Origin of the sequence: Sanguibacter inulinus, assembly GCF_013415325.1 — a bacterium.
GTDB classification, from domain to species: Bacteria; Actinomycetota; Actinomycetes; order Actinomycetales; family Cellulomonadaceae; genus Sanguibacter; species Sanguibacter inulinus.
The window spans coordinates 1-22351 of record NZ_JACBYE010000014.1; the positions used below are offsets into that span (position 1 = coordinate 1).

At 69.0% G+C, this 22351-nt stretch carries 23 protein-coding genes; 18 read left to right on the top strand and 5 right to left on the bottom strand.

Annotated features, from left to right (window positions below; all coding sequences use genetic code 11):
* The coding region (locus tag HZZ10_RS07585) for a helix-turn-helix domain-containing protein (RefSeq protein WP_179913051.1) at positions 1 to 878 on the bottom strand (878 nt) is incomplete at its 3' end.
* A gap of 149 nt (positions 879 to 1027) precedes the next feature.
* Here HZZ10_RS07585 and HZZ10_RS07590 point away from each other — a divergent pair.
* The 11 genes from HZZ10_RS07590 (at position 1028) to HZZ10_RS07640 (ending at position 10809) form a co-directional block, all read left to right on the top strand.
* Entirely contained in the window at positions 1028 to 1600 is a 573-nt protein-coding gene (locus tag HZZ10_RS07590; protein WP_179913052.1) for a cyclophilin-like fold protein, read from the top strand.
* Between the two features lie 140 nt (positions 1601 to 1740).
* Positions 1741 to 2310 (top strand): sugar O-acetyltransferase, encoded by a 570-nt coding sequence (locus HZZ10_RS07595; protein WP_179913053.1) that lies wholly within the window; start codon positions 1741 to 1743, stop codon positions 2308 to 2310.
* Positions 2311 to 2371: 61 nt separating this feature from the next.
* Positions 2372 to 2893 (top strand): AAA family ATPase, encoded by a 522-nt coding sequence (locus HZZ10_RS07600; protein ID WP_179913054.1) that lies wholly within the window; start codon positions 2372 to 2374, stop codon positions 2891 to 2893.
* Positions 2894 to 3001: 108 nt separating this feature from the next.
* A complete protein-coding gene (locus HZZ10_RS07605; protein WP_179913055.1) occupies positions 3002 to 3439 on the top strand; it encodes a GyrI-like domain-containing protein in 438 nt (145 codons plus the stop codon).
* A gap of 105 nt (positions 3440 to 3544) precedes the next feature.
* The gene (locus tag HZZ10_RS07610; RefSeq protein ID WP_179913056.1) at positions 3545 to 5134 is read left to right on the top strand and encodes an ABC-F family ATP-binding cassette domain-containing protein; all 1590 of its coding nucleotides are present in this window, start codon (positions 3545 to 3547) and stop codon (positions 5132 to 5134) included.
* A 230-nt stretch (positions 5135 to 5364) separates the two neighbouring features.
* Positions 5365 to 7656, top strand: coding sequence for an anaerobic ribonucleoside-triphosphate reductase (nrdD, locus tag HZZ10_RS07615; protein WP_179913057.1), 2292 nt, complete (start codon positions 5365 to 5367; stop codon positions 7654 to 7656).
* A 3-nt stretch (positions 7657 to 7659) separates the two neighbouring features.
* Positions 7660 to 8235, top strand: coding sequence for an anaerobic ribonucleoside-triphosphate reductase activating protein (gene nrdG, locus HZZ10_RS07620; RefSeq protein WP_179913058.1), 576 nt, complete (start codon positions 7660 to 7662; stop codon positions 8233 to 8235).
* 219 nt (positions 8236 to 8454) lie between these two features.
* Positions 8455 to 8805 carry a PadR family transcriptional regulator gene (locus HZZ10_RS07625; RefSeq protein WP_179913059.1) on the top strand — a complete coding sequence of 117 codons (351 nt, stop codon included), beginning with the start codon at positions 8455 to 8457 and terminating at the stop codon, positions 8803 to 8805.
* A gap of 2 nt (positions 8806 to 8807) precedes the next feature.
* Complete coding sequence (locus tag HZZ10_RS07630) at positions 8808 to 9230, top strand: DUF1048 domain-containing protein (protein ID WP_179913060.1); 423 nt, start codon at positions 8808 to 8810, stop codon at positions 9228 to 9230.
* Positions 9227 to 10045, top strand: coding sequence for an ABC transporter ATP-binding protein (locus HZZ10_RS07635; RefSeq protein WP_179913061.1), 819 nt, complete (start codon positions 9227 to 9229; stop codon positions 10043 to 10045). Before HZZ10_RS07630 ends, HZZ10_RS07635 begins: the two co-directional genes overlap by 4 nt.
* Positions 10045 to 10809: an ABC transporter permease gene (locus HZZ10_RS07640; RefSeq protein WP_179913062.1), complete on the top strand. Its 765-nt coding sequence runs from the start codon at positions 10045 to 10047 to the stop codon at positions 10807 to 10809. The genes HZZ10_RS07635 and HZZ10_RS07640 overlap by 1 nt, the downstream gene beginning before the upstream one ends.
* Positions 10810 to 10827: 18 nt before the next feature.
* On the opposite strand, the gene HZZ10_RS07645 is transcribed toward HZZ10_RS07640, so the two are convergent.
* On the bottom strand, positions 10828 to 11256 hold the full coding sequence (locus HZZ10_RS07645) for a VOC family protein (RefSeq protein WP_179913063.1): 429 nt from the start codon (positions 11254 to 11256) through the stop codon (positions 10828 to 10830).
* 151 nt (positions 11257 to 11407) lie between these two features.
* On the opposite strand from HZZ10_RS07645, the gene HZZ10_RS07650 reads away from it, so the two are divergent.
* Positions 11408 to 13363 carry a tetratricopeptide repeat protein gene (locus tag HZZ10_RS07650; RefSeq protein WP_179913064.1) on the top strand — a complete coding sequence of 652 codons (1956 nt, stop codon included), beginning with the start codon at positions 11408 to 11410 and terminating at the stop codon, positions 13361 to 13363.
* 20 nt (positions 13364 to 13383) lie between these two features.
* Positions 13384 to 14037, top strand: coding sequence for a DUF4125 family protein (locus HZZ10_RS07655; RefSeq protein ID WP_218928546.1), 654 nt, complete (start codon positions 13384 to 13386; stop codon positions 14035 to 14037).
* A gap of 24 nt (positions 14038 to 14061) precedes the next feature.
* Here the strand turns inward: HZZ10_RS07655 and HZZ10_RS07660 are convergent, their stop codons facing one another.
* A complete protein-coding gene (locus HZZ10_RS07660) occupies positions 14062 to 14583 on the bottom strand; it encodes a hypothetical protein (protein ID WP_179913065.1) in 522 nt (173 codons plus the stop codon).
* On the bottom strand, positions 14580 to 15656 hold the full coding sequence (locus HZZ10_RS07665) for a LacI family DNA-binding transcriptional regulator (RefSeq protein ID WP_179913066.1): 1077 nt from the start codon (positions 15654 to 15656) through the stop codon (positions 14580 to 14582). The genes HZZ10_RS07660 and HZZ10_RS07665 overlap by 4 nt, the downstream gene beginning before the upstream one ends.
* A 255-nt stretch (positions 15657 to 15911) precedes the next feature.
* On the opposite strand from HZZ10_RS07665, the gene HZZ10_RS07670 reads away from it, so the two are divergent.
* The 5 genes from HZZ10_RS07670 to HZZ10_RS07690 all read left to right on the top strand — a co-directional run bounded on the left by HZZ10_RS07670 (position 15912) and on the right by HZZ10_RS07690 (position 21625).
* Positions 15912 to 16706, top strand: coding sequence for a 2-keto-4-pentenoate hydratase (locus tag HZZ10_RS07670; protein ID WP_179913067.1), 795 nt, complete (start codon positions 15912 to 15914; stop codon positions 16704 to 16706).
* Positions 16707 to 16748: 42 nt separating this feature from the next.
* Entirely contained in the window at positions 16749 to 18104 is a 1356-nt protein-coding gene (locus tag HZZ10_RS07675) for an MFS transporter (protein ID WP_179913068.1), read from the top strand.
* Between the two features lie 115 nt (positions 18105 to 18219).
* Complete coding sequence (gene kduD / locus HZZ10_RS07680) at positions 18220 to 18984, top strand: 2-dehydro-3-deoxy-D-gluconate 5-dehydrogenase KduD (RefSeq protein WP_179913069.1); 765 nt, start codon at positions 18220 to 18222, stop codon at positions 18982 to 18984.
* 102 nt (positions 18985 to 19086) lie between these two features.
* Positions 19087 to 19932 (top strand): 5-dehydro-4-deoxy-D-glucuronate isomerase, encoded by an 846-nt coding sequence (gene kduI / locus HZZ10_RS07685; protein WP_179913070.1) that lies wholly within the window; start codon positions 19087 to 19089, stop codon positions 19930 to 19932.
* Between the two features lie 10 nt (positions 19933 to 19942).
* Entirely contained in the window at positions 19943 to 21625 is a 1683-nt protein-coding gene (locus HZZ10_RS07690; protein WP_218928547.1) for a pectate lyase, read from the top strand.
* 100 nt (positions 21626 to 21725) lie between these two features.
* Here the strand turns inward: HZZ10_RS07690 and HZZ10_RS07695 are convergent, their stop codons facing one another.
* Positions 21726 to 22334 carry a hypothetical protein gene (locus tag HZZ10_RS07695; protein ID WP_179913071.1) on the bottom strand — a complete coding sequence of 203 codons (609 nt, stop codon included), beginning with the start codon at positions 22332 to 22334 and terminating at the stop codon, positions 21726 to 21728.
* Between the last annotated feature and the right edge of the window lie 17 nt (positions 22335 to 22351).

Consider the following 22351-nt stretch of genomic DNA (forward strand, 5'->3'; position numbering starts at 1 on the left):
GGACGGGTGGAGGGAGCCTCCTCGGACTCGCCCGTAGCCGCCCACCGCGCCAGGAGCCGGAGGCCGTCTGCCGTGGGAGACCCGGCGGGTGCGGAGTAGACGGTGAGGTTGAGGCCGAGGTCCGCGGCCAGGTCGAAGGCTTCGTAGGTCAAGACGAGGTCACCGACTGCGGCGTGGTGGAAAGGCTTCACTCCTGCAGCGTGCAGGCGCACGTTGTGGCGGGCCCACCGCTCACGGAAGTCCGCGCTGCAGGTCGAGAGCTCACCGACGAGGTCCTGGAGGTCACGGTCGTGAGGGTCGCGTCCAGCTTCGAGGCGCATGATCGCCACGGCGACGTCGGCGGCTGCGTCCCAGTCGGGGTAGAAGCGCTCGGACCGCTCTCGGTCGAGGAACGTGAAACGGGAGAAGTTCGCCGGACGGCGCGGGTCCAGGTAGACGTCGGAGTAGAGCGCACGTCCCAGGGCGTTGGCGGCGAGCAGGTCCATGCGTCCGTTGCGGACGATCGCCGGACCGTCGGTGATCGCGTCGAGCGTCTGCTGCAACCCTGCTCGGATCGTGGGCGTGCGGCGGGTGGGGCGCCCGCGCCTGGTGGGACTCGTGGTGAGCGCACGAGCGAGGTCGAACAGGTGCGCGGTCTCCGCGTCGTCGAGACGGAGGGCATGAGCCACAGAGCGGAGCACCGCGTCGGAGACTCCGCTGAGGTTGCCCCGCTCGAGCTTGGAGTAGTACTCGACGCTGATGTTCGCGAGGTCGGCGACCTCTCCACGACGCAACCCTGCGACGCGTCGGTTGGGACCGGCGGTCAGCCCTACCTGCTCGGGTCGCACCCGTGCCCGGCGAGAGACCAAGAAGTCACGTGCCTCGCTCGAGCTGCTCATGCCCGCCACGCTACGCGGCGCCGGCCCGCCAGACGACGTACTGCTGGTACACCTCTCAGCAGAGCCTTCCTGAGGGGCACCTGCATCAGGTGTGCTGACCTGGAGATCAGCACACTGCTGCACGCCCCGAGGGACTGGAGAGACACCCGATGCGCACGACTGCCATCGTCAGCGCCACGCTCACGGCTTTGCTCCCTCTCACCGGGTGCAGCACCGCCGGCTCACCACCGGCGCCCGCCGCACCGTCGAGCGCCGCACCGTCGAGCGCCGCGCCGTCACCCGCGTCACCTCCCCGACCCACGCCTGAGTCTCCGGGACCCGTCGTACCCGGATCACCGGCTGCGCCGGTCGACGAGGTCGAGGGCACAGTCGTCCGGTTCTCCTCCGGCCAGACGACGGTCGACGTCACCCTCGGAGAAGACAACCCGACAGTCCGTGACCTTCTCTCGATCCTGCCCGTGACCACCACGGTCGAGGAGTTCGCCGGCCGCGAGAAGATCGCCTCCGTCGGCCGTCAGCTCGATACCTCGGGGTCACCAGGGTCCGACCCCGAGGATGGTGACCTGATCTACTTCACGCCCTGGGGAAACCTGGGGTTCTACTACGACGCCTCAGACATCGGGTTCTCCGACGAGACAGTCCACATCGGCACCTACGACGCCACCGAGGACGAGCTGTCTGGCCTGGAGGGCGGGGACGTCACCATCAGCATCGTGCCCTGAGAGACTGCAGGCGAGACGCCCCGCCCCCGTGGCACGCTCGACCCCTCACCACGCTCCAGGCGCAGGACCTGCCTGCGGCTCCGGCAGCAGGGCCGGGGACACTCTTGCGCAGACGACTCCCCCATCGAGAACGGAGCACCATGACACTCACCGACCTGCTCGACGCACTCGCGACGGGCGAGACCATCACCGCTGGGTCCCCCGCGCACGCGATCATGCACGAGACGAGCCAAGAGGCTCTGCGCATCACCGGCGACCTGAATTCCGGGTACCACGAGCCAGCGCGGGTCCGCGAGCTGCTCTCACAGCTCACCGGATCCACCGTCGACGAGTCCGTGACCCTCTTCCCACCCTTCACCTCAGACTTCGGCAAGAACATCCGGCTCGGGCGCCGCGTGTTCATCAACGCCGGCTGCAGGTTCCAGGACCAAGGAGGCATCACCATCGGCGACGACTGCCTCATCGGCCACAACGCCGTCATCGCGACGCTCCAGCACGACATCGCCCCCTCCCGGCGAGGCGACCTCATCCCCTCACCCGTGGTCATCGGGAACAACGTGTGGCTCGGCGCGAACGTCACCGTGCTCCCCGGCGTCACCATCGGCGACGACGCCGTCGTGGGTGCCGGGTCTGTCGTCACCAAGGACGTCCCGGCCCGGACCGTCGTCGTCGGCTCCCCGGCCCGGGTGGTCCGCACCATCGAGGACTAGTCACCTAGGACCATGAATCCCCCTGAGCTGCTCGTCTCCGGGGCGGCGGTACCCTCGTGCGGTGATCATCTGGCTCAACGGCACCCACGGCGCAGGCAAGACGACGACCAGTGCGCTCGTCCAGGCGCTGGTCCCGGACTCCCGAGTCTTCGACGCCGAGAAGGTCGGCGAGACCTTGATGGACATCAAGCCTGGGCTGCCCGCCACGGACAACTTCCAGCACTGGCCGCCGTGGCGTCCGCTCGTGGTCGAGACGGCGCGGCGCGTGCTCGAGTACACGGGTGGGACGCTCGTGATCCCGATGACCGTGCTCGTCGAGCCCTACTGGCGGGAGATCCACGACGGACTCACCGCCCACGCGATCCCGGTCCGTCACGTGCTGCTCCACGCCGACCAAGACACGCTCCGAGGTCGCATCGAGAACGACACGGTGATGGGCTTCTCGGACTTCCGCATGCGCCACCTGGAGCTCTACGCCGACGCCTACGAGTCCTGGCTCCGCGAGGAGGCCGAGGTCGTCGACACCACTCACCTCACCCCTCACGAGGCAGCCCGGCGCATCGCGGGTTACGCGGACACCTGACAAGCCACGGCGTCCCGTGGCCGGGACGGCGGGGACCCCGCTCGCTGGACGCTCGTCTCGAGGCGAAGACCAGGCACGATGGACGGACGACCTCGGTACCTTGTCCCCATGAGGAACCATCCCGCAGCCCACGATCTCGGCCGGATCGACGTCGTGACGCTCGACGAGAGACCAGCACTGAGTCGGGACGTGCCCGACGACCTCGCAGCGGTGCAGGCGGCCTGGCCGGACTTCGAGGGAACGTTCGACTCTCTCAGGGGCCGCTCGATGATGGGACTGGTCTACGACGGTGTGTACCGCCTGTCGACCGTGCGTCTCGACCGGGACGCCGACAACCCGCTCGCTCTGGACGAGACCGTGATCCCCGGCGGCGACTACCTGCGGCTCCGGCTGCGCGGGACGGCACCGGCCGTCTACGAGCAGATCGGCGAGGCCTTCGACGTGCTCTTCGGCCGCGCCGACCACGACACCAGCAGACCGCACATCGAGCACTACCGTCGCGAGGGCGAGGTGGACTGCCTGGTGCCGATCCGCCCGTCCAGCTGACTTGACGGCCGCCGCCTCGGGTCCGCGCCCGACTCGGTAAGATCGACCCCGCCCCCAGGCCGGACTTCTCCGAGCTGTGCGCCCCACCCGAGAGGTCACCCCCTGATGAGCCTGATCCGGCTGCACGACGTCCACGTGCGCTTCGACTCCACCCAGATCCTCCGCGAGGCCTTCTTCCGCCTGGAGGCCGGCGACCGCGTCGGGCTCATCGGCAAGAACGGCTCGGGCAAGTCGACGCTTCTCAAGCTCGTGCTCGGGCAGGTCGAGCCGGACAGCGGGACTGTCACCCTCGACCAGGGGCTGAAGATCGGGTACTTCTCGCAGTTCTCCGAGCTCGACGGTACGGCGACCATCTCCGAGGTGCTCGACGGGCTCTTCGTCGAGATCAAGGACGTCGAGGCCGAGCTCGCGTCAATCGACACCGCGATCGCCGCAGACCCGACCGACGGTCCCGCGCTCGACGCCCTCGTGCAGCGCCAGGCAGACCTCTTCGAGCGGATGGACCACCTCGACGGCTGGGACTACTCCCGGCACATCGACACCGCGCTGACGACCCTCGGCTTCGACGAGGCGCACCGCACCTGCTCGATCGACGAGCTGTCGGGCGGCTGGCGCAACCGCGCAGCCCTCGCGAAGATCGTCCTCGAGCGCCCTGACGTGCTGCTGCTCGACGAGCCCACCAACTTCCTCGACGTCGCCGGTGTCGAGTGGCTCGAGGCGTGGTTCCGCGACTTCCGCGGCGCGGCCATCGTCGTCTCGCACGACCGCAAGTTCCTCGACGCCGTCATCACCCGCACCATCGAGGTCGAGAACTTCCACCTGCACGAGTACTCCGGGAACTTCGAGGAGTACGTGGTGCAGAAGCAGTTCCGTCTCAAGACCCTCGAGTCGCAGTTCGTCCACGAGTCCGAGCTGCTGGCCTTCGAGTCCGAAGGCATCGCTGATCGTCGCGAGGCGGCGAAGGCCGCGAGCAAGGGACTGGGCAACCAGCTCGCGAAGATCAAGAAGTCGCGCGCTCCCCGCCCGGTCGACCAGATCATCACGGAGATCTACGGCGGCCTGCACGTCAAGGACGTCATGTGCCGCGTCGAGGGCCTGAGCAAGGCCTACGGCGAGAAGCGCCTCTTCGACGACCTCACCTTCGAGATCCGTCGTGGCAACCGGATCGTGGTGCTCGGCGCGAACGGCTCGGGCAAGTCGACGCTGCTGCGTGTGCTGACCGGCCAGGAGGACGCCGACTCCGGCCAGGCCACGTGGACCAAGGGCACGTCGGTGATCTCCTACAACCAGGTGCTCGACGAGCTCGACGACGCCGACACCGTGAGCCACGCCGTCAACGCGATGCCCGACAGCCTCGCCCTCACCGCGACCCGCAAGTCCGTCAACCGTTTCCTCGCGATGTTCCAGTTCTCCGACGCCGAGCTCAAGCAGAAGATCGGCAACCTCTCCGGTGGTCAGCGCTCCCGCGTCGCGATGGCGCAGTGCCTGCTCTCCGGCGCCTCGGTGCTGGTACTCGACGAGCCGACCAACCACCTCGACCTGTCGAGCACGCAGGTGATGGAGCGCGCCCTCGTGCACTTCCCCGGCGCCGTCGTGGTCGTCAGCCACGACAGGTTCTTCACCGACAAGATCGCCACGCGACGGATCGTCTTCGGTGCGACAGGGTCGGGCGAGGTCGAGGTGAGCGCAGCCTGAGCTGCGGGGTCAGGTGCGGCCTGACGACTGCCCTGCGGGCTTCACCCGGGACCTAGGACCCGCTGCGAGGGAGACACAAGATCTAGTCTCTTCTAGACGCCCCAGCCCCCGTATGTAGTGTCTCTGATCCGTGAGAAGGCTCCCGCGACCACCGCGACCTCAGACGTGCGAGCGCACCACGACGGCGGGCGTCGGACCAGCAGCCGTGACCAGAGGGAGCAGGACCCGCAGTGACTGTCGTCGAGGGAGACCAGACCGCACGAGCAGAGGACGGGACGGAGGCGACCGGGCGCCGGCGCCCCGCCGCTCCCCCTGCGCCCGCAGTCCTCAAGCGGGACGGCCGGGTCGCCGACTACGACCCGGCCCGCGTCGAGCGGGCGCTCACCCTTGCCTTCGACGACGTCCACCACGGCCCGCCCCAGCTCGTGCGGCCGACGGTCCTCGACCTCACCCGGCAGGTCAGCACCGAGGTGGCGCGCCGCTTCACCGACACCGTGCAGATCTACGAGATCCAGAACGTCGTCGAGCACGTGCTGCTCGAGAGCCGCCACTACGACGTCGCCGAGGCGTACATCGGCTACCGCGTGCGTCGCGACATCGCCCGCAACCGGTCGACCGACGTCAACCACTCGATCGGCGAGCTGCTGAGCAAGGCGAGCGCCGTCGTCAACGAGAACGCCAACAAGGACAGCGACGTCTTCAACACCCAGCGCGACCTGACGGCCGGCGCCGTCGGCAAGGCCGTGGGCCTGACGATGCTCCCACCGCACGTCGCCAACGCCCACCAGAAGGGCGAGATCCACTACCACGACCTCGACTACCACCCATACTCACCGATGACGAACTGCTGCCTCATCGACTTCCGGTCGATGCTCAGCGAGGGATTCCGCATCGGCAACGCCGAGGTCGAGCCGCCGCGCTCGATCCAGACCGCCACGGCCCAGATCACGCAGATCATCGCGAACGTCTCGTCGAGCCAGTACGGCGGGTGCACGGTCAACCGGATCGACGAGCTCTTGGCGCCCTACGCCGAGCGCAACTACGCCAAGCACCTCGCCGACGCCCAGGAATGGGTGAGCGAGCCGGACCGACGCCGGGACTACGCCGAGGCGAAGACCCGCAAGGACATCCACGACGCGATGCAGTCGCTCGAGTACGAGATCAACACCCTGTTCACGTCCAACGGGCAGACGCCGTTCACGTCCCTCGGCTTCGGGCTCGGCCTCGGGTGGTTCGAGCGTGAGATCCAGCAGGCGATCCTGCACATCCGGATCGAAGGTCTCGGCGGTGAGCACCGCACCGCGATCTTCCCCAAGCTGATCTTCACGCTGCGGCGCGGTGTGAACCTCGAGGTGGGCGACCCCAACTACGACATCAAGCAGACGGCCCTCGAGTGCTCGACCAAGCGCATGTACCCCGACGTGCTCAGCTACGACAAGATCGTCGAGCTCACCGGGAGCTTCAAGGCGCCGATGGGGTGCCGGTCCTTCCTCCAGGGCTGGGAAGACGCCGACGGGAACGACACCGTCGAGGGGCGCATGAACCTCGGTGTGGTCACGCTCAACCTGCCGCGCATCGCCCTCGAGACCCGCGGCGACAGGGACGCGTTCTGGGCGTTGCTCGCCGAGCGTCTCGAGACCGTCAAGGACGCCCTGCTGTTCCGCGTCGCCCGGTGCCGCGAGGCGACCCCCGGCAACGCCCCGATCCTCTACAGGTACGGCGCCTTCGGCCAGCGCCTCGACCCGGACGACGACGTGGACCAGCTGTTCCGCGACGGGCGGGCGACCGTGTCCCTCGGCTACATCGGGCTCTATGAGACCGCAGCGGCGTTCTTCGGCGGGTCGTGGGAGCACGACGCCGAGGCCAAGGCCTTCACGCTCGACATCCTCCGGACGCTGTCCGCGAGCGCACAGGTGTGGACGGACACGTACTCCTACAAGTTCTCGGTCTACTCGACGCCGTCCGAGAGCCTCACCGACAGGTTCTGCCGCCTGGACACCGCGAAGTTCGGCGAGGTGGAGGACATCACCGCCAAGGACTACTACACCAACAGCTTCCACTACGACGTCCGCAAGAACCCGACCCCCTTCGAGAAGCTCGACTTCGAGAAGGACTACCCGGAGTACACTGCGGGCGGCTTCATCCACTACTGCGAGTACCCGGTCTTGCAGCAGAACCCGAAGGCACTCGAGGCCGTGTGGGACTACGCCTACGACCGCGTCGGCTACCTGGGCACCAACACCCCGATCGACCACTGCTACGCCTGCGGGTTCTCGGGCGACTTCACACCCACAGCCCGGGGCTTCGCGTGCCCCGAGTGCGCCAACGACGACCCCCGCACCTGCGACGTGGTCAAGCGGACCTGCGGCTACCTCGGCAACCCGCAGGCCCGGCCGATGGTGCACGGGCGGCACGTGGAGATCTCGTCTCGCGTGAAGCACCTGCCGGTGTCGTCCGGCGCACCGGACGGCGTGACGTCGGGTCCGGCGGCTGACGCTCCCCGGCAGCTCACCGAGGGCTGACCCGTGCGCGAGCCGCAGCCCGACTGGCTGTCGTCGAGGCTCAGCCGGGATCACGTCGCCGACTACAAGCCCTTCGTCTTCGTCGACGGCGAGGGTGTGCGCTGCAGCCTGTACGTGAGCGGCTGCCTCTTCGCCTGCGAGGGCTGCTTCAACGAGGCCGCGTGGAGCTTCCGCTACGGCACGCCGTACACGGCTGTGCTCGAGGACCGGATCCTCACCGACCTCGCGCACGAGTCTGTGCAGGGCCTCAGCCTGCTCGGAGGCGAGCCCTTCCTCAACACGGGAGTGTGCCTGCAGGTGACGCGCCGTCTCCGCGCCGAGCTCGGCCACGCCCGAGACGTCTGGGCGTGGTCGGGCTACACCTTCGAAGAGCTGCTCGCCGCGAGCGCGGACAAGGTCGAGCTGCTCGGCATGCTCGACGTGCTCGTCGACGGTCCGTTCACGCTGGCCGAGCGCGACCTCACGCTGCCCTTCCGCGGCAGCCGGAACCAGCGCGTCCTCGACGTGCCTGCGTCGTTGCGGGCGGGCGAGGCCGTGGCGTGGCAGGCGCAGACCGCCGGTCCTGCCCACTCTTCCTGAGCCGGCGACGACCTCTCGCTGAGCCCGCGCCAGGCACCCCGGCGCGGGCTCTGCGCGCGACGGCCGTGCGCGACGATCTCGCAGCGCACCTGCTCGACCCGGTGCGGGGCGTCGTGGAACGTCGTGAGAGCGGCTCGCACGTGACCCTTGCACGCTCAGTACTCGGTGCTACTATCTAGTGGTAGTCAGCAACACCGAGTAGTGAAGAGGAGGGCTCGTATGGGCAAGCAGATGACCGAGATGCTCAAGGGCACCCTCGAAGGGATGGTCCTCGCGATCCTCGCCACGCGACCGGCCTACGGGTACGAGATCACCGCACGGCTGCGCGACGAGGGCTTCGCCGACATCGTCGAGGGCACTGTCTACGCACTGCTCGTACGCATCGAGCGCCGTGGCCTCGTCGACGTCGAGAAGGTCCCGTCAGAGAAGGGACCACCACGCAAGGTCTACACGCTCAACACGGCGGGGACCGAGTACCTCGACGAGTTCTGGAAGTCCTGGAGCTTCCTCGCAGGACGCATCGAGCACCTCCACGAGACCGATCACGCACAGGCCGAGAAAGAGAGCTGATCATGGCGGCACACTGGTTCGAGACCCTCACCGGGCCCCTCTCGCAGAAGAAGCAGTACCGGCAGGACAAGGCCCGCATCGACGCTCTCCCCGATCCCTACGGGGCCGCAGCGAAGGCCATGCACAGGTACATCACGTACTTCGCCGCCGTGACTGACGGCGACACCCTCGTCACCATGCTCGGCGACCTGGCCGACCTCTGGGAGCGCGCGGCCGTCGACGACACACCCGTGCGAGACATCGTCGGAGACGACCCCGTCGAGTTCGCCGAGACCTTCGCGCAGGCCTACGCCGGCAAGCAGTGGATCGACAAGGAGCGCGCCCGCCTCGTCTCCGCGATCGACACGGCGACCAGCGCTGCGACAGGCAGCGCCAGCCCTGACGGCACCGACCCTGGCACCACAGGGGACAAACCACGATCATGACCGACGACCGGTCCCCCGCACCCGCGATCAGCGTCCGCGGCGTCACCAGGTCGTTCAAGGCCGTGCGCGTGCTGCGCGGAGTCGACCTCGACGTCGCAGCAGGCAGCATCGTCGCGCTGCTCGGCTCGAACGGCGCCGGCAAGACCACCCTCGTGCGCATCCTCTCGACGCTGCTGAAGGCCGACACCGGCACAGCGACGGTCCACGGACATGACATCGCGACCCACCCGGAGAAGGTCCGCGAGTCCATCAGCCTGACGGGCCAGTTCGCCGCGGTCGACGACGTCCTCACCGGGCGGGAGAACCTCGTGCTCGTCGCCAGGCTGCGTCACCTGGACGCTCCAGGCGTGATCGCCGACAGGCTGCTCGAGCGCTTCTCGCTCACCGAGGCCAGGGACCGCAAGGCGGCGACGTTCTCAGGCGGGATGCGCCGCCGGCTCGACATCGCGATGAGCCTCATCGGCGACCCGCCCGTGGTCGTCCTCGACGAACCCACGACGGGCCTCGACCCCCAGGCCCGACTCGAGGTGTGGCAGACCATCCGTGACCTCGCCGGGCGGGGCACGACAGTGCTGCTGACCACCCAGTATCTCGACGAGGCCGAGCAGCTCGCAGACCGCATCGCGATCCTGCACCAGGGCACGATCATCCAGGATGGCACCCTCGACGAGCTGAGAGCCCTCCTCCCACCCGCCGAGATCGAGTACGTCGAGAAGAAGCCCTCCCTCGAAGACGTCTTCCTCGCGCTCGTCGGCGACGACGGACCGCCCGCAGGCGACCCGGACCGTGACGGCACCACACGAGAGGACTCCTGATGCTCCCCCGACCGCTCGGTGACACCTGGACCCTCACGGGTCGCTCGCTGCGCCACATCCTGCGCAGCCCCGACACGATCCTCACCACGGTAGTCACACCCGTCGCGCTGATGCTCCTGTTCGTCTACGTGCTGGGGGGCGCGATCGACACCGGGGCCGACGGCTCGTACGTCGACTACATGCTCCCGGGCGTGCTGCTCATCACCGTCGCCTCGGGCGTCGCCTACACGGCGTACAGGTTGTTCCTCGACCTGCAGAGCGGCATCTTCGAGCGGTTCCAGTCCATGCCGATCGCACGGTCCAGCATCCTCTGGGCGCACGTGCTCACGTCGCTGGTCGCGAACCTCGTCTCGGTCGCCGTGGTCGTCGTCGTCGCGCTGCTCCTGGGGTTCCGGACCGGGGCGTCGGCGGGCGCCTGGCTCGCTGTGGCCGGGATCGTCGTGCTGTTCACCCTGGCGCTGACCTGGGTCGCCGTGATCGCCGGGCTCTCGGCGACGACTGTCGACGGCGCGAGCGCCTTCAGCTACCCGCTCATCTTCTTGCCGTTCATCAGCTCGGCCTTCGTCCCCACAGAGACGATGCCCGGTCCCGTCGCCTGGTTCGCCGAGCACCAACCGGTGACGGCCGTCGTGGACACCCTCCGGGCGCTGTTCTCCCAGAGCCCCGTCGGCGACGACATCTGGGTCGCGCTCGCCTGGCTCGTGGGCGTCATCGCGATCGCCTACGCCTCGGCCGTGGCCGTCTACCGCCGAAGGATCAGCTGAGCGGGTCCGTCGAACGGGTCAGTCGAGGCAGAACTCGTTCCCCTCGACGTCCTGCATCACGAGGCACGACTCTTCCTCGTCGTCGGCGGGCAGCAGCCTGACGCGGGTGGCACCGAGCGCGACCAGCCGCGCCCCCTCGGCCTCGAGCGTCGCGAGACGCTCTGCCCCCACCAGGCCGGTGCCAGCCCGGACGTCGAGGTGCACCCGGTTCTTGACGACCTTGCCCTCGGGGACTCGCTGGAAGTACAGCCGCGGCCCGGCACCCGTCGGGTCGACGCAGACCGCTCCCCCGGGCTGGTCCTCCGGCGCGTCGTCTCCGCCGCCCTCGACGGCCGCCTCGTCCTGGCCGGGCGGGACGACGTACCCGAGCACCTCGCACCAGAACCTGGCGAGCCGCACGGGCTCTGCGCAGTCGAAGGTCACCTGGAGCTCTCTGACGGTTGCCATCGGACCACCGTAGCGGGATGCCTCGCCGCTGGGAACGCCTGCTCCACGCCACGTGTCCTCGCTGGCGCGACCGACCAAAGCCCCACATCTCAGGCCGCGCAGCATGGCACGGTGGACAGATGCACACCGACCGCGCGACACGACCGGCACCATGACGTCACGCACACCGGACGCCCGCCCAGCAGCTCCTCCGCAGCCCGTCGACGTCGCGGCCGTGCTCCGCGGTCTCGACGCGATCTTCGCCGCCCACGACGGTCCCACCCGAGCCGCGCCCTACCTGCAGGAGGCCCTCGCCGATGCCGAGCGTCAGGGCGACGACGGAGCCCGGCTGACCCTCCTCAACGAGCTCGTCGGCCTGTACCGCTCGCAGAGCCTGCACGACGACTCCGTCATGGCGAGCCGGTCTGCCCTCACCCTCGTCGAGAGCATGGGCCTCACGGGCACCGACGCCCACGCGACCACGCTCATCAACGCGGCCACAGCGATGCGTGCGGCGGGCCGCCCCGACGACGCCCGCGCGCTCTACAGCCAGGCGCTGTCCGTGGCAGACGCTGCCTTCGGACCGACTGACCGGCGTCTCGCAGGGCTGCACAACAACCTCTCGATCCTCTGCAGCGAGCGGCAGGACCACGCCCAGGCGCTGGCAGAGCTGCGAGCGGCGATGTCGATCCTCGAGGCCTCGTCGGTCGACCCCGAGCGCGACCTCGACATCGCGACCACCTGCACCAACCTGGCCCTGGTGAGCTTCACGCTCGGGCAGCACGAGGACGCCGCCCGGTACGTCGACAGGTCTCTCGCGATCTACCAGGACGGCGGGCACGAAGACGACCCCCACTACGCGTCGGCCGTCGCAGGGCACGCCGAGGCGTGCTTCAGGGTCGGGCGCTACGCCGACGCCGTGACCATGTACCGCCAGGCGCTCGCGATCATCACCGAGTGCTACGGCGCGGACAACGACTACTACGCGGTGACTGCGGAGAACCTCGCCGAGGCTGAGGCTGAGGCTGCGGCTGCAGCCGCCGCGGGGGCCGCGCCCGGGACCGGCCCGTCAGACCGTCCGAGCACCGCCACCCCTGTCACCGCCGCGGCCGCGTCACGACCGGCCGCCGCGGTCCCGACGACGCGCACGCTCGACTCTGGCCTCGATCTCGCCCGCGCCTTCTGGGAAGAGCACGGACGCCCGATGCTCGAGTCCCGGTACCCGGCGTACAGCGGTCGGATCGCCGCGGGTCTCGTCGGCCACGGCTCCGAGTGCTACGGCTTCGACGACGCGATCTCCCGCGACCACGACACGGGCCCAGGATTCTGCCTGTGGCTCACCGCCGAGGACCATGCCGAGATCGGCGCCGCGCTCCAGGCCGACTACGACGCGCTGCCCCGCACCTTCCGCGGCGTGGACCGCACGCCCACGACCCCTCGTGCGCACGGTGCAGGTCGCCGCGTCGGTGTCTTCGAGATCGGCGCCTTCTACGAGCAGATCACCGGCTACAGGCAGGCGCCCACGACCGCTCACGAATGGCTGATGCTCGACGAGGCGACGCTCGCGGCAGCGACCGACGGCGCGGTCTTCGCCGACCCGCACGGCGCCTTCAGCGCGGTCCGGGGGTCCTTCACGAGGATGTCCCGCGACGTCAGGTGGGCTCTCGTCTCGCGCAGGCTCGGGATGATCTCGCAGGCAGGTCAGTACAACGTCCCCAGGATGCTCGACCGCGGCGACGGGGAGGCAGCGTGGTTGTCGGTCGGCGAGCTCACCCGGGCCGTCGCCTCACTGGTCTTCCTGCTCACCGGGCCCTCGTCGGCCGGGTACCTGCCGTACTACAAGTGGCACTTCGCGGCGCTGCGCCGTCTGAGCCGTCGCATGGGCTCGAGCCTGCCCGGCGCTGTCGACGACCTCTCCGAGATCCTCAGGCTCGCGTCGGCAGCGTGCTTCGGACCGGGTTCTCCCGACGCGCGAGCACGGCTGGAAGAGCGGATCGAGAGGCTCTGCGCCACGATCGCCGCCGAGCTCCAGGCCCGAGGTCTGAGCAGCAGCGGCGAGACCTTCCTCGAGCGACAGCGCGAGCACGTCGCCGCGCACATCACCGACCCCTGGTTGAAGGCACTGTGAGAGACGACGGAGGACCAGCGATGAGTACCACCCCGACGGAGGACACCAGCACGATGCAGGAACGGCTGGAGGTGGCCGAGAGCGTCGTCGAGCGAGAGTGGGCGCAGTTCACGCAGGTCACCAACGAGGGCGGACCTGCAGCGTGCCAGGACGACCTGTCGACCTTCCACCAGATGCGCCTGAGCCAGTTCCTCACCTGGCCGACCGACCTGCTCCGCAGCTATGCGGCCGATCTCGACGAGGCGGGGTCGACCGGGAGGAACCTGCTCACCGAGAAGTACGCCCGCATGATGGCATCGACAGAACCCGGTCGCTACGCGCGCGAGATCGCCCCACAGCTGCCCGCCCTGGACCCGAGCCGGGTCTCCGAGCAAGAGCACGTCGTCGCGAGGCAGGTCGCGTGGGCAGTCGACTTCTGCGCCCGGTACCCGCGGCTCGGCCGGGCGATGCGGACGCTGCGCACGACGCAGGACACCTTCGTCGACACGTCCTTCGAGACCTACCTGCGCGGCGAGCTGGGCTCCTACTCCGACCGGACCTTCGAGGGCTACGCCCGCCTCGTCGAGGAGACCGCGGCCTCGGGCGGCAACCTCACCGAGCAGACCTTGCGGTGGACCGTGCTGCTCGTCGGGTACGCCGACCTGGCCGAGGCCGAGGCCGCCCAGGCGGGGTGAACCGGCTGGCGCGCGAGGCGCACGTCAGCTCGCGAGGACCCGCTGGCACAGGGAGACGAAGTCTTCGAGGACCTCGACGTCCTCGGGCGCCATGGCCTCGCGACGCTCTTCGATCTCCGCGGAGGTGAGCTTGCCGACGACGATCGCGGCCGAGCGGCAGATGCCGATCCGGTTGGGCCTGTCGGCAGCCTCGACGTCGGCGTACAGCGTCTGCACCTCGCTGCTGTACAGCTCGTCCGCGGTGAACAGCACCTCCTCGTCAGGGATGAGGAAGTCGTCCTGTCCTGTCGACCCGTCGGGGTCAGCGGTGACCGTGGGCTCGGCAGAGGGCTCGGTGAACGTGGGCTCCTCGGACGGGACCGGGGTCGTGGGGTCGTCGGGTGGAGTGCTCTCCGGTGGTGAGGTCTCGGCCGGCGCAGAGGAGCTCGGCTGGCTCGGTGCCGTCAGCACAGGAGACGCGTCCTTCGGCGCCGTCGGCGAGCACCCTGTCGCTGCAGCCGCGATCAGGAGAGCGACCAGGCCGGCGCGTGCTCCCGTGGCCCTCATCGCGGGCCCTCGGGGCTCACGGCGGGTGCTGACGTCTCACGGACCACGAGCTCAGGGCTCGGGGTGTCCCGCGCCTGGCCGCGGTCCGTCGCGCCGGCCTGCGTCTCGAGGAGGGCGAGGATCGCCAGGTGTCCCATGGCACGGGTCGGTATCCGCACCGTCGTCAGACGTGGCTGCACGTGGCTCGCGATGCTGAAGTCGTCGAAGCCCACGACAGTCAGCTCGCGCGGCACCTCGAGGCCTGCGCGCTGGGCCGCCTGGAGCACACCGGCCGCCATCTCGTCGTTCGCAGCGAACACAGCCGTCGGACGGTCGTCGAGGTCGAGCAACGCCTGACCTGCCTGCAGACCAGCCTCGAAGGTGTAGTCACCCTCGACGACCAGAGTGTCGTCCAGCGGCGAGCCAGCGGCGGTGAGAGCCTGCTCGAACCCGTTCCGGCGCTCTCTCGCCGACAAGAAGGACATCGGCCCGGAGACCATCCCGATGCGCACGTGACCGAGCTCGACGAGGTGCTCCCCCGCGAGGACGGCCCCGTCCCTGTCGACTCCCACGACGCTGCGCTCGGGGACGTCGACGGCTGTCGATGCCACCCTGACGTACGGGACCCGCAGGTCTGCCAGGAGAGGGTCCAGCCGTTCGTCCTCGGCGACCGAGGACGAGAAGACGACGCCGTCGAGGCGGTGCCGGCTGACGAACTCCCGCAGACGCTCGCTGAACTGCGGGTGGGCTCGGTCCAGCGGGAAGGTGACGAGGGCGTACCCCGTGCCCTCGAGCCCGTCGAGCAACCCCTGCTGCATGGTGATCAGGTACTCGGGGTTGGGGTTGTTGTACACGTGCCCCACCAGGAAGGCGCGACCTGTCGCGAGCCCCTGGGCACGCGCCTGCGGGACGTAGCCGTGCTCGGCGATCAGCGCCTCGATCCTGGCACGCGTCTCGTCGCCGACACCGGGCAGCCCGTTGACGACCAGCGAGACCGACTTGCTCGAGACGTTCGCGAGCCTGGCGATGTCCCGCATGGTCAGGCTCCCCTGGCGCCGGTCGACCGACGCCGGTGCCTCGCGGTCGTGTGCCATGGGGTGCTGCCCTCCTCGAGACGACGCGTCCAGAGCGCGCAGAAGTACGCGACCACAGTACGCGACCGGAGTGTCTGCACAGGTCGCGAGGGCATGCCGGAGGGCCGGAGGAACCGATGGGGTCAGCGACCTCTGGTGGTGCTCCCCCGCTCGTGCCGTCGGGCTGCTCGCCTCCCCTCTCACCTCCGACCCGGCCTTGCGTAAGCGGTTACTCCGGGTCTAGCGTAACCGCTTACCAAGCAGATGGAGAAGACCGTGACCCAGCACGACACCACCAAGACGGCCGAGCTCCTCGTGCGAGCCCGAGCCAGCAGGAGGGCCCTCACGGGGTTTCCCGGCGAGATCCCACCGACCGTCGACGAGGCCTACACGATCCAGGACGAGGTGATCGCCCTCACCGACGACACCGTCGTGGGCTGGAAGGTCGGGCTCATCGCTCCCGCACTGCGTGAGCGGGCGGGTGCTGAGCGCCTCGTCGGGCCGGTCTTCGCCACGAACCTGTGGCCTGCTCAGCCAGGCGTCGTCATACCGCTCCCCGCGATCGTCGGCGGCACCTCGTGCGTCGAGGCCGAGATCGTCATGACCGTCGGCGTCGACGTCCCGGCCGGCACAGCCGTCCAGACCCTCGACGACGCGCGACAGCTCCTCGGCGGCGTCCACGTCGCCGTCGAGCTCGCCGGCAGCCCGGTCCCGCAGATCAACGGCCTCGGTCCCATGGCCGTCGCCTCGGACCTCGGCAACAACGCCGGGCTCGTGCTCGGCCCCCAGGTCCCGGAGTGGCGCTCGGGCGCGTGGGAGCAGCTCGAGGCCAGCACCTGGATCGCGGGAGAGCTCGTGGGCAGAGCCGACGCGACCTCGATCGCCGGTGGCGCCCTCGAAGCCTTCAGGTTCGCGCTGGCCACGGTCAGCGGCCGCGGCCGCGACATCCCCGCAGGGACCCACATCGCCACAGGTGCTGTCACAGGGATCCACGACGTGGTCCCCGGGCAGCACGCCCGGATCAGGTTCGGAGAGATCTTCCAGGTCGACCTCGACGTCGTCGAGGCCTGACACCAGTCGCAAGTCCATCCCGAAGACGTGAGTTGGAGACACATGAGCGAGCAGAAGACGAGCGGGGACGGCAAGGAGCTGTTCCCCGAGCTCAGCAGCGCAGACAAGAAGAGGTACGTGGCCTCGGCCACGGATCGCATCACGAAGTACCGGTGGGTGATCGTCGCCCTGCTGTTCTCCGCGATGGTCATCAACTACATCGACCGGCAGACGCTCGGGCTGATGAAGGCGGACCTCTCCGAGGAGTTCAGCTGGTCCGAGCAGGACTACGCCAACGCGATCTTCTGGTTCCAGGCGGCCTACGCCGCGTCCTACCTCGTGTGGGGTCGCGTCATGGACCGGATCGGCGTCCGGTGGGGCCTGGGCATGGCCTTCGCCATCTGGCAGATCGCGCACATCGCCCACGCGGGGATGCGCAGCCTGACAGGCTTCATCATCGCCCGAGCAGCACTCGGTGTCGGTGAGGGAGGCGGGTTCCCGGGGAGCATCAAGGCCGTCGCCGAGTGGTTCCCGAAGAAGGAGCGCGCCTTCGCGACAGGTCTGTTCAACGCCGGAACCAACATCGGCGCGATCGTCACACCCCTGGTCGTCCCCGCGATCGTCCTCGCCTGGGGGTGGCAGGCCGCGTTCATCGTGACGGGTCTCGGTGGTCTCATCTGGCTGCCGGTCTGGTTCTTGCTCTACAAGCGCCCTCAGGAGAACAAGCACGTCTCCGAGGCCGAGCTGGCGCACATCACCCAGGACCCTGAAGAGCCCGAGGAGAAGGTCGACTGGAGGCTCATCCTGCGCCGTCGCGAGACCTGGGCCTTCGCGATCGGCAAGTTCCTCACCGACCCGATCTGGTGGATGTTCCTCTTCTGGCTCCCCGACTTCCTCGGCAAGCAGCACGGGCTCGACCTCAAGTCCTTCGGCCCCCCGCTCATCGCGATCTACCTCATCTCCGATATCGGCAGCGTCTCCGGCGGCTGGCTCTCGGGCAAGTTCATGAACCGTGGCTGGAGCATCAACCGCTCCCGCAAGACGACCATGTTCCTGTGCGGGCTCCTCGCCCTCCCGATGGTCTTCGCCGGGCAGCTGAGCAACCTGTGGGTCGCCGTGGCGATCATCGGCATCGCGACAGCCGCGCACCAGGGCTTCTCAGCCAACCTCTACACGCTCCCCAGCGACGTGTTCCCACGCGGCGCCGTGGGCACGGTCGTCGGGCTCGGCGGGATGCTCGGCGGCATCGGCGGCATGTTCATGGCCCAGTACGCCGGCTACATCCTCGACAGGGTCGGCAACTACACCCCGATCTTCATGGTGTGCGCCTTCGCCTACCTCATCGCGCTCACGGTCATCCATCTCCTCATGCCCCGCATGGACAGGGTCATCCTCGAGCCCTCGACCACCACGGTGTGACCCCGGGCTGCGCCGCAGGGCTGCGACGACGACCACCCCACGACTGCACGACCGCTGCCGGGACCACCGGCTCACCCGAGTGCCGGACCCGGCACCACGACACACAAGGACACCCATGACACTCCCATCCTTCAGGCTCGACGGACGCGTCGCCCTCGTCACCGGCGCCAGCCAAGGGCTCGGGCAGAGCGCTGCGCTCGCCCTCGCCGAGGCCGGCGCAGACATCGCCGTGATCGACTACGCCGAGGCGACCGAGACCGTCACCCAGGTCGAGGCGCTGGGCCGCCGCGCGCACAGCATCCGGCTCGACCTCGTCCAGGCCACAGCAGACGACCTCGAGGCTGCAGTGGCCGAGGTGGTCATGACGCTCGGACGGATCGACGTCCTCGTCAACAACGCCGGGATCATCCGGCGCGCGCCGGTGCTCGAGCACTCCGCGAAGGACTGGGACGACGTCCTGGCGATCAACCTCGACGCCGTCTTCCACCTCTCGCAGCGGGTCGGCCACAGGTTCGTCGCGCAGGGCTCGGGCAAGATCATCAACATCGCGTCGATGCTCTCGTTCCAGGGCGGCGTCTTCGTGCCCGGGTACGCGGCGTCCAAGCACGCCGTCGCGGGGATCACCAAGTCCTTCGCCAACGAGCTCGCCGTCCACGGCGTCTGCGTGAACGCCATCGCGCCGGGCTACATGGCGACGGAGAACACCGCACCCATCCGCGCCGACGCGGCCCGCGAGCGCAGCATCCTGGACCGCATCCCCGCAGGGCGGTGGGGCACCCCCGACGACCTCGCAGGACCCTTCGTGTTCCTCGCCTCGTCAGCCTCGGACTACCTCAACGGGGCGATCATCCCGGTCGACGGCGGCTGGCTCGTGCGCTGAGCCGCTCTCACCAGCCCTGACCGACGCGACGAGCGCTGATCGGCACCGATCCGTGCCGATCAGCGCTCCCCCTCTGACTGACCGCACCACAAGGAGAACCACATGGAACAGCGATACGCCACGAACCCCGACCAGATCCCCGGCATGGGGACCGACGAGCTGCGCGAGCGGTTCCTCGTCGAGGCCGTGTTCGTCCCGGGCGAGATCACGCTCGTCTACACCCACCACGACAGGGTGGTCGTCGGCGGCGCGCAGCCTGCCGGCCAGGAGCTCGCGCTGCTGCCCTCGGACGAGATCCGCGCCGAGTACTTCCTCGAGAACCGTGAGATCGGGATCGTCAACGTCGGCGGGACCGGCACGGTGACCGCCGACGGCGAGACCTTCACGCTGCCGACGGGAGCCTGCCTCTACCTCGGGCGCGGTGTGCGGGACGTGGTCTTCGCCGACGGTCCTGGCGCCGCAGAGCACCCGGCAGGTGGCGCGCAGCTCTACCTGTTCTCCGCCCCCGCGCACACCACCTACCCGACCCGGCTCGTGCTGCCGGGCGAGGGGACCACGCGAGAGCTCGGTGACCAGCTCACGAGCAACCGTCGCTCCCTCGAGCAGCTCATCCACCCCGGCGGCGTCCAGTCCTGCCAGGTCGTCATGGGAGTGACGTCGCTGCACCCGGGCTCGATGTGGAACACCATGCCGGCGCACACCCACGAGCGACGGACCGAGTGCTACCTGTACTTCGACCTGCCCGAGGACGCCCGGGTGATCCATCTCTGCGGGCAGCCGACGCAGACGCGGCACCTCGTGGTCGCCGACCGTCAGGCCGTCATCTCGCCGTCGTGGTCCTTGCACTCGGGGGTCGGCACCGCGGCGTACTCCTTCGTGTGGGCGATGGCCGGTGAGAACCAGGCCTTCGACGACATGGACGCCGTCCCCGTCGACCAGATCCGCTGATCGGGCCGCCGTGAAGAACGCGATGACGCCCTGGCGCAGGGCTGGGCACCACAGGTTCGCGGGTCCGATCGTCGTGGCTCTGGCGCTGGGCGTCGTCGCGTGCGGGCCGGAAGGCGCACAGCCCTCCGGCCCGGGCGGCGGGACGGGGGCCGCGACACGTGAGGCCGCCCTCGACACCATGCGGCGCGCCACCCAGTTCATGACCGAGGACCTCTCCTACGAGGGCGGCTACGTGTGGTCGTACCTGCCGGACAGGTCCCGCCAGTTCGGCGAGATGGAGGCGTACTCGACGCAGATCTGGATCCAGCCGCCCGGCACGGCGACCATGGGCCACCTCTACCTGGACGCGTACCACGCGACAGGCGACGAGCTCTACTACGAGGCCGCGACGAAGGTCGGTCAGGCACTCGCCGAGGCTCAGCTGCCGACAGGTGGTTGGAACTACATGTACGACTTCGCCGGGGAAGAGTCGACCCAGGAGTGGTACGACACGATCGGTGCGAACGGCTGGCGGCTCGAAGAGTTCCAGCACTACTACGGCAACGCGACCTTCGACGATGCCGGCACCGCGGAGAGCACACAGCTGCTGCTGCGGCTCTACACCGAGAAGGACGACGAGACCTTCAAGCCTGCGCTCGACCAGGCCGTCGCCTTCGTGCTCGAGAGCCAGTACCCGATGGGCGGCTGGCCGCAGCGCTACCCAGCACCTGCCGAGGGCTTCGAGAAGGACGGGGCACCTGACTACACAGGGCACGTCACCTTCAACGACGACGTCGCGGCGGAGAACATCGAGATCTTGCTCATGGCCTACCAGGCCCTGGGTGACGAGTCGGTGCTACCTGCGGTGCGGGCGGCGATGGATGCCTTCACGGTGACCCAGCAGCCGGCACCGCAGGCAGGCTGGTCGCTCCAGCACACCGTCGACGACCTCGCGCCGGCCGGTGCACGGAGCTACGAGCCGGTGTCGCTCGCGACCCACACGACGGCGAGCAACGTCGAGAAGCTGCTGGGCTTCTACGAGCTCACAGGTGACACGTCCTACCTCGACGGTGTCCCCGCGGCGCTCGACTGGCTGGACTCGGTCCGGCTCCCGGAGGACCTGTGGACCGACGACGGTCGGCAGTACCCGACCTTCGTCGAGCTCGGGACGAACGACCCGCTGTACGTGCACCGCACGGGGTCGAACGTCGTCAACGGTGAGTACGTAGTCGACAAGGACCCTGCCGGCACGATCGTGCACTACAGCTCGTTCCGGAAGATCGACGTCTCGGGCCTGCGTGCCCGGTACGAGGAGCTGCGGGCCGCACCTGTCGACGAGGTCACAGCCGGGTCGCCGTTGCTCCACCAGGGCGCGACCATCCCGGAGTACTTCACGACCGGCGAGATCTCCGTGTCGGACCTCAACGTCGGCACGCTGAGCCCGGCCGACGAGCGTCCGAGCGACACAGAGGTCGGCGAGCTCGTCGACGAGCTCAACGACGAGGGCTACTGGCCGACGGAGCTCGTCTCGACGAGCAACCCCTATGCAGGAGACGGCTCGGCGACACCTGCCGAGGGCGACTACTCCCAGACCGAGGTCGGCGACTCGACCGACACGTCGCCGTTCACGACCGACGACCCCGTCGTCGGCATCTCGACAGGCCGGTACATCGAGAACATGAGCGCCCTCGTGCGGTACGTCGCGGAGGAATGAGACCGGGTCGACGGGTCCAGCGCAGCCCTGTCGGCTCGAGCAGGCGTGGTCCGGTCAGGTCCGGACCACGCCTGCGCCTGGGTCTGGGTCGGGGTCTGGATCAGCGCATCCGCGCGATGAAGAACTTCCCACCCGACTCGCGCTCGACGGCCACACCTTCAGCATCGTCGGCATCGCCGGGGTTCACAACGAAGATCTCGGGGACGTAGCTCGTCCCACCCTCGACCTGCTGGACACCGGCGTCTGTGACAGCAGCCGCGTCGACGTCGGCGGGCACGAGATAGACGACCTTCGTCGGGTAGTCGAGCCCACCGCTCGCCATCCACGCACCCTGCCGCTGGAAGACCGTCGGCGCGATGCACGACGACCCCACGGCGTTCTGGCCGGCCGTCAGGTCACCCTCGGCGGCGTACTCGTTCATGAGGCAGACGTTGCCTGCTGAGTCGAGCGCCACCCACTGACGGTCGATGTCGCTCTCCCGCAGGAGCCGCGCCGAACCCTGAACGAGGTCGTCCGACTCGCCGAGGTTCGTGACCATGCTCTCGGGCAAGGTGTCGCGCGGCTGCGGCTCTACCCCGAGGATCGGGATCATGTCCGCGACCTCCTGCGGCGCAGACTCCTGGTCTGGGCTGCTGCACCCTGCCAGCACGGCCATGGCGAGCGCTCCAGCCACCAGGCCCCGGACGGTCGTCGTGCTCGATGGTGTCATCGATGATCTCCCCCTGC

Coding starts and splice junctions, on each gene's coding strand:
- HZZ10_RS07590 (WP_179913052.1), top strand. CDS start 1,028: ATGCGCACGACTGCCATCGTCAGCGCCACGCTCACGGCTTTGCTCCCT.
- HZZ10_RS07595 (WP_179913053.1), top strand. CDS start 1,741: ATGACACTCACCGACCTGCTCGACGCACTCGCGACGGGCGAGACCATC.
- HZZ10_RS07605 (WP_179913055.1), top strand. CDS start 3,002: ATGAGGAACCATCCCGCAGCCCACGATCTCGGCCGGATCGACGTCGTG.
- HZZ10_RS07610 (WP_179913056.1), top strand. CDS start 3,545: ATGAGCCTGATCCGGCTGCACGACGTCCACGTGCGCTTCGACTCCACC.
- HZZ10_RS07625 (WP_179913059.1), top strand. CDS start 8,455: ATGGGCAAGCAGATGACCGAGATGCTCAAGGGCACCCTCGAAGGGATG.
- HZZ10_RS07630 (WP_179913060.1), top strand. CDS start 8,808: ATGGCGGCACACTGGTTCGAGACCCTCACCGGGCCCCTCTCGCAGAAG.
- HZZ10_RS07635 (WP_179913061.1), top strand. CDS start 9,227: ATGACCGACGACCGGTCCCCCGCACCCGCGATCAGCGTCCGCGGCGTC.
- HZZ10_RS07640 (WP_179913062.1), top strand. CDS start 10,045: ATGCTCCCCCGACCGCTCGGTGACACCTGGACCCTCACGGGTCGCTCG.
- HZZ10_RS07645 (WP_179913063.1), bottom strand. CDS start 11,256: ATGGCAACCGTCAGAGAGCTCCAGGTGACCTTCGACTGCGCAGAGCCC.
- HZZ10_RS07650 (WP_179913064.1), top strand. CDS start 11,408: ATGACGTCACGCACACCGGACGCCCGCCCAGCAGCTCCTCCGCAGCCC.
- HZZ10_RS07655 (WP_218928546.1), top strand. CDS start 13,384: ATGAGTACCACCCCGACGGAGGACACCAGCACGATGCAGGAACGGCTG.
- HZZ10_RS07660 (WP_179913065.1), bottom strand. CDS start 14,583: ATGAGGGCCACGGGAGCACGCGCCGGCCTGGTCGCTCTCCTGATCGCG.
- HZZ10_RS07665 (WP_179913066.1), bottom strand. CDS start 15,656: ATGGCACACGACCGCGAGGCACCGGCGTCGGTCGACCGGCGCCAGGGG.
- HZZ10_RS07675 (WP_179913068.1), top strand. CDS start 16,749: ATGAGCGAGCAGAAGACGAGCGGGGACGGCAAGGAGCTGTTCCCCGAG.
- kduD (WP_179913069.1), top strand. CDS start 18,220: ATGACACTCCCATCCTTCAGGCTCGACGGACGCGTCGCCCTCGTCACC.
- kduI (WP_179913070.1), top strand. CDS start 19,087: ATGGAACAGCGATACGCCACGAACCCCGACCAGATCCCCGGCATGGGG.
- HZZ10_RS07695 (WP_179913071.1), bottom strand. CDS start 22,334: ATGACACCATCGAGCACGACGACCGTCCGGGGCCTGGTGGCTGGAGCG.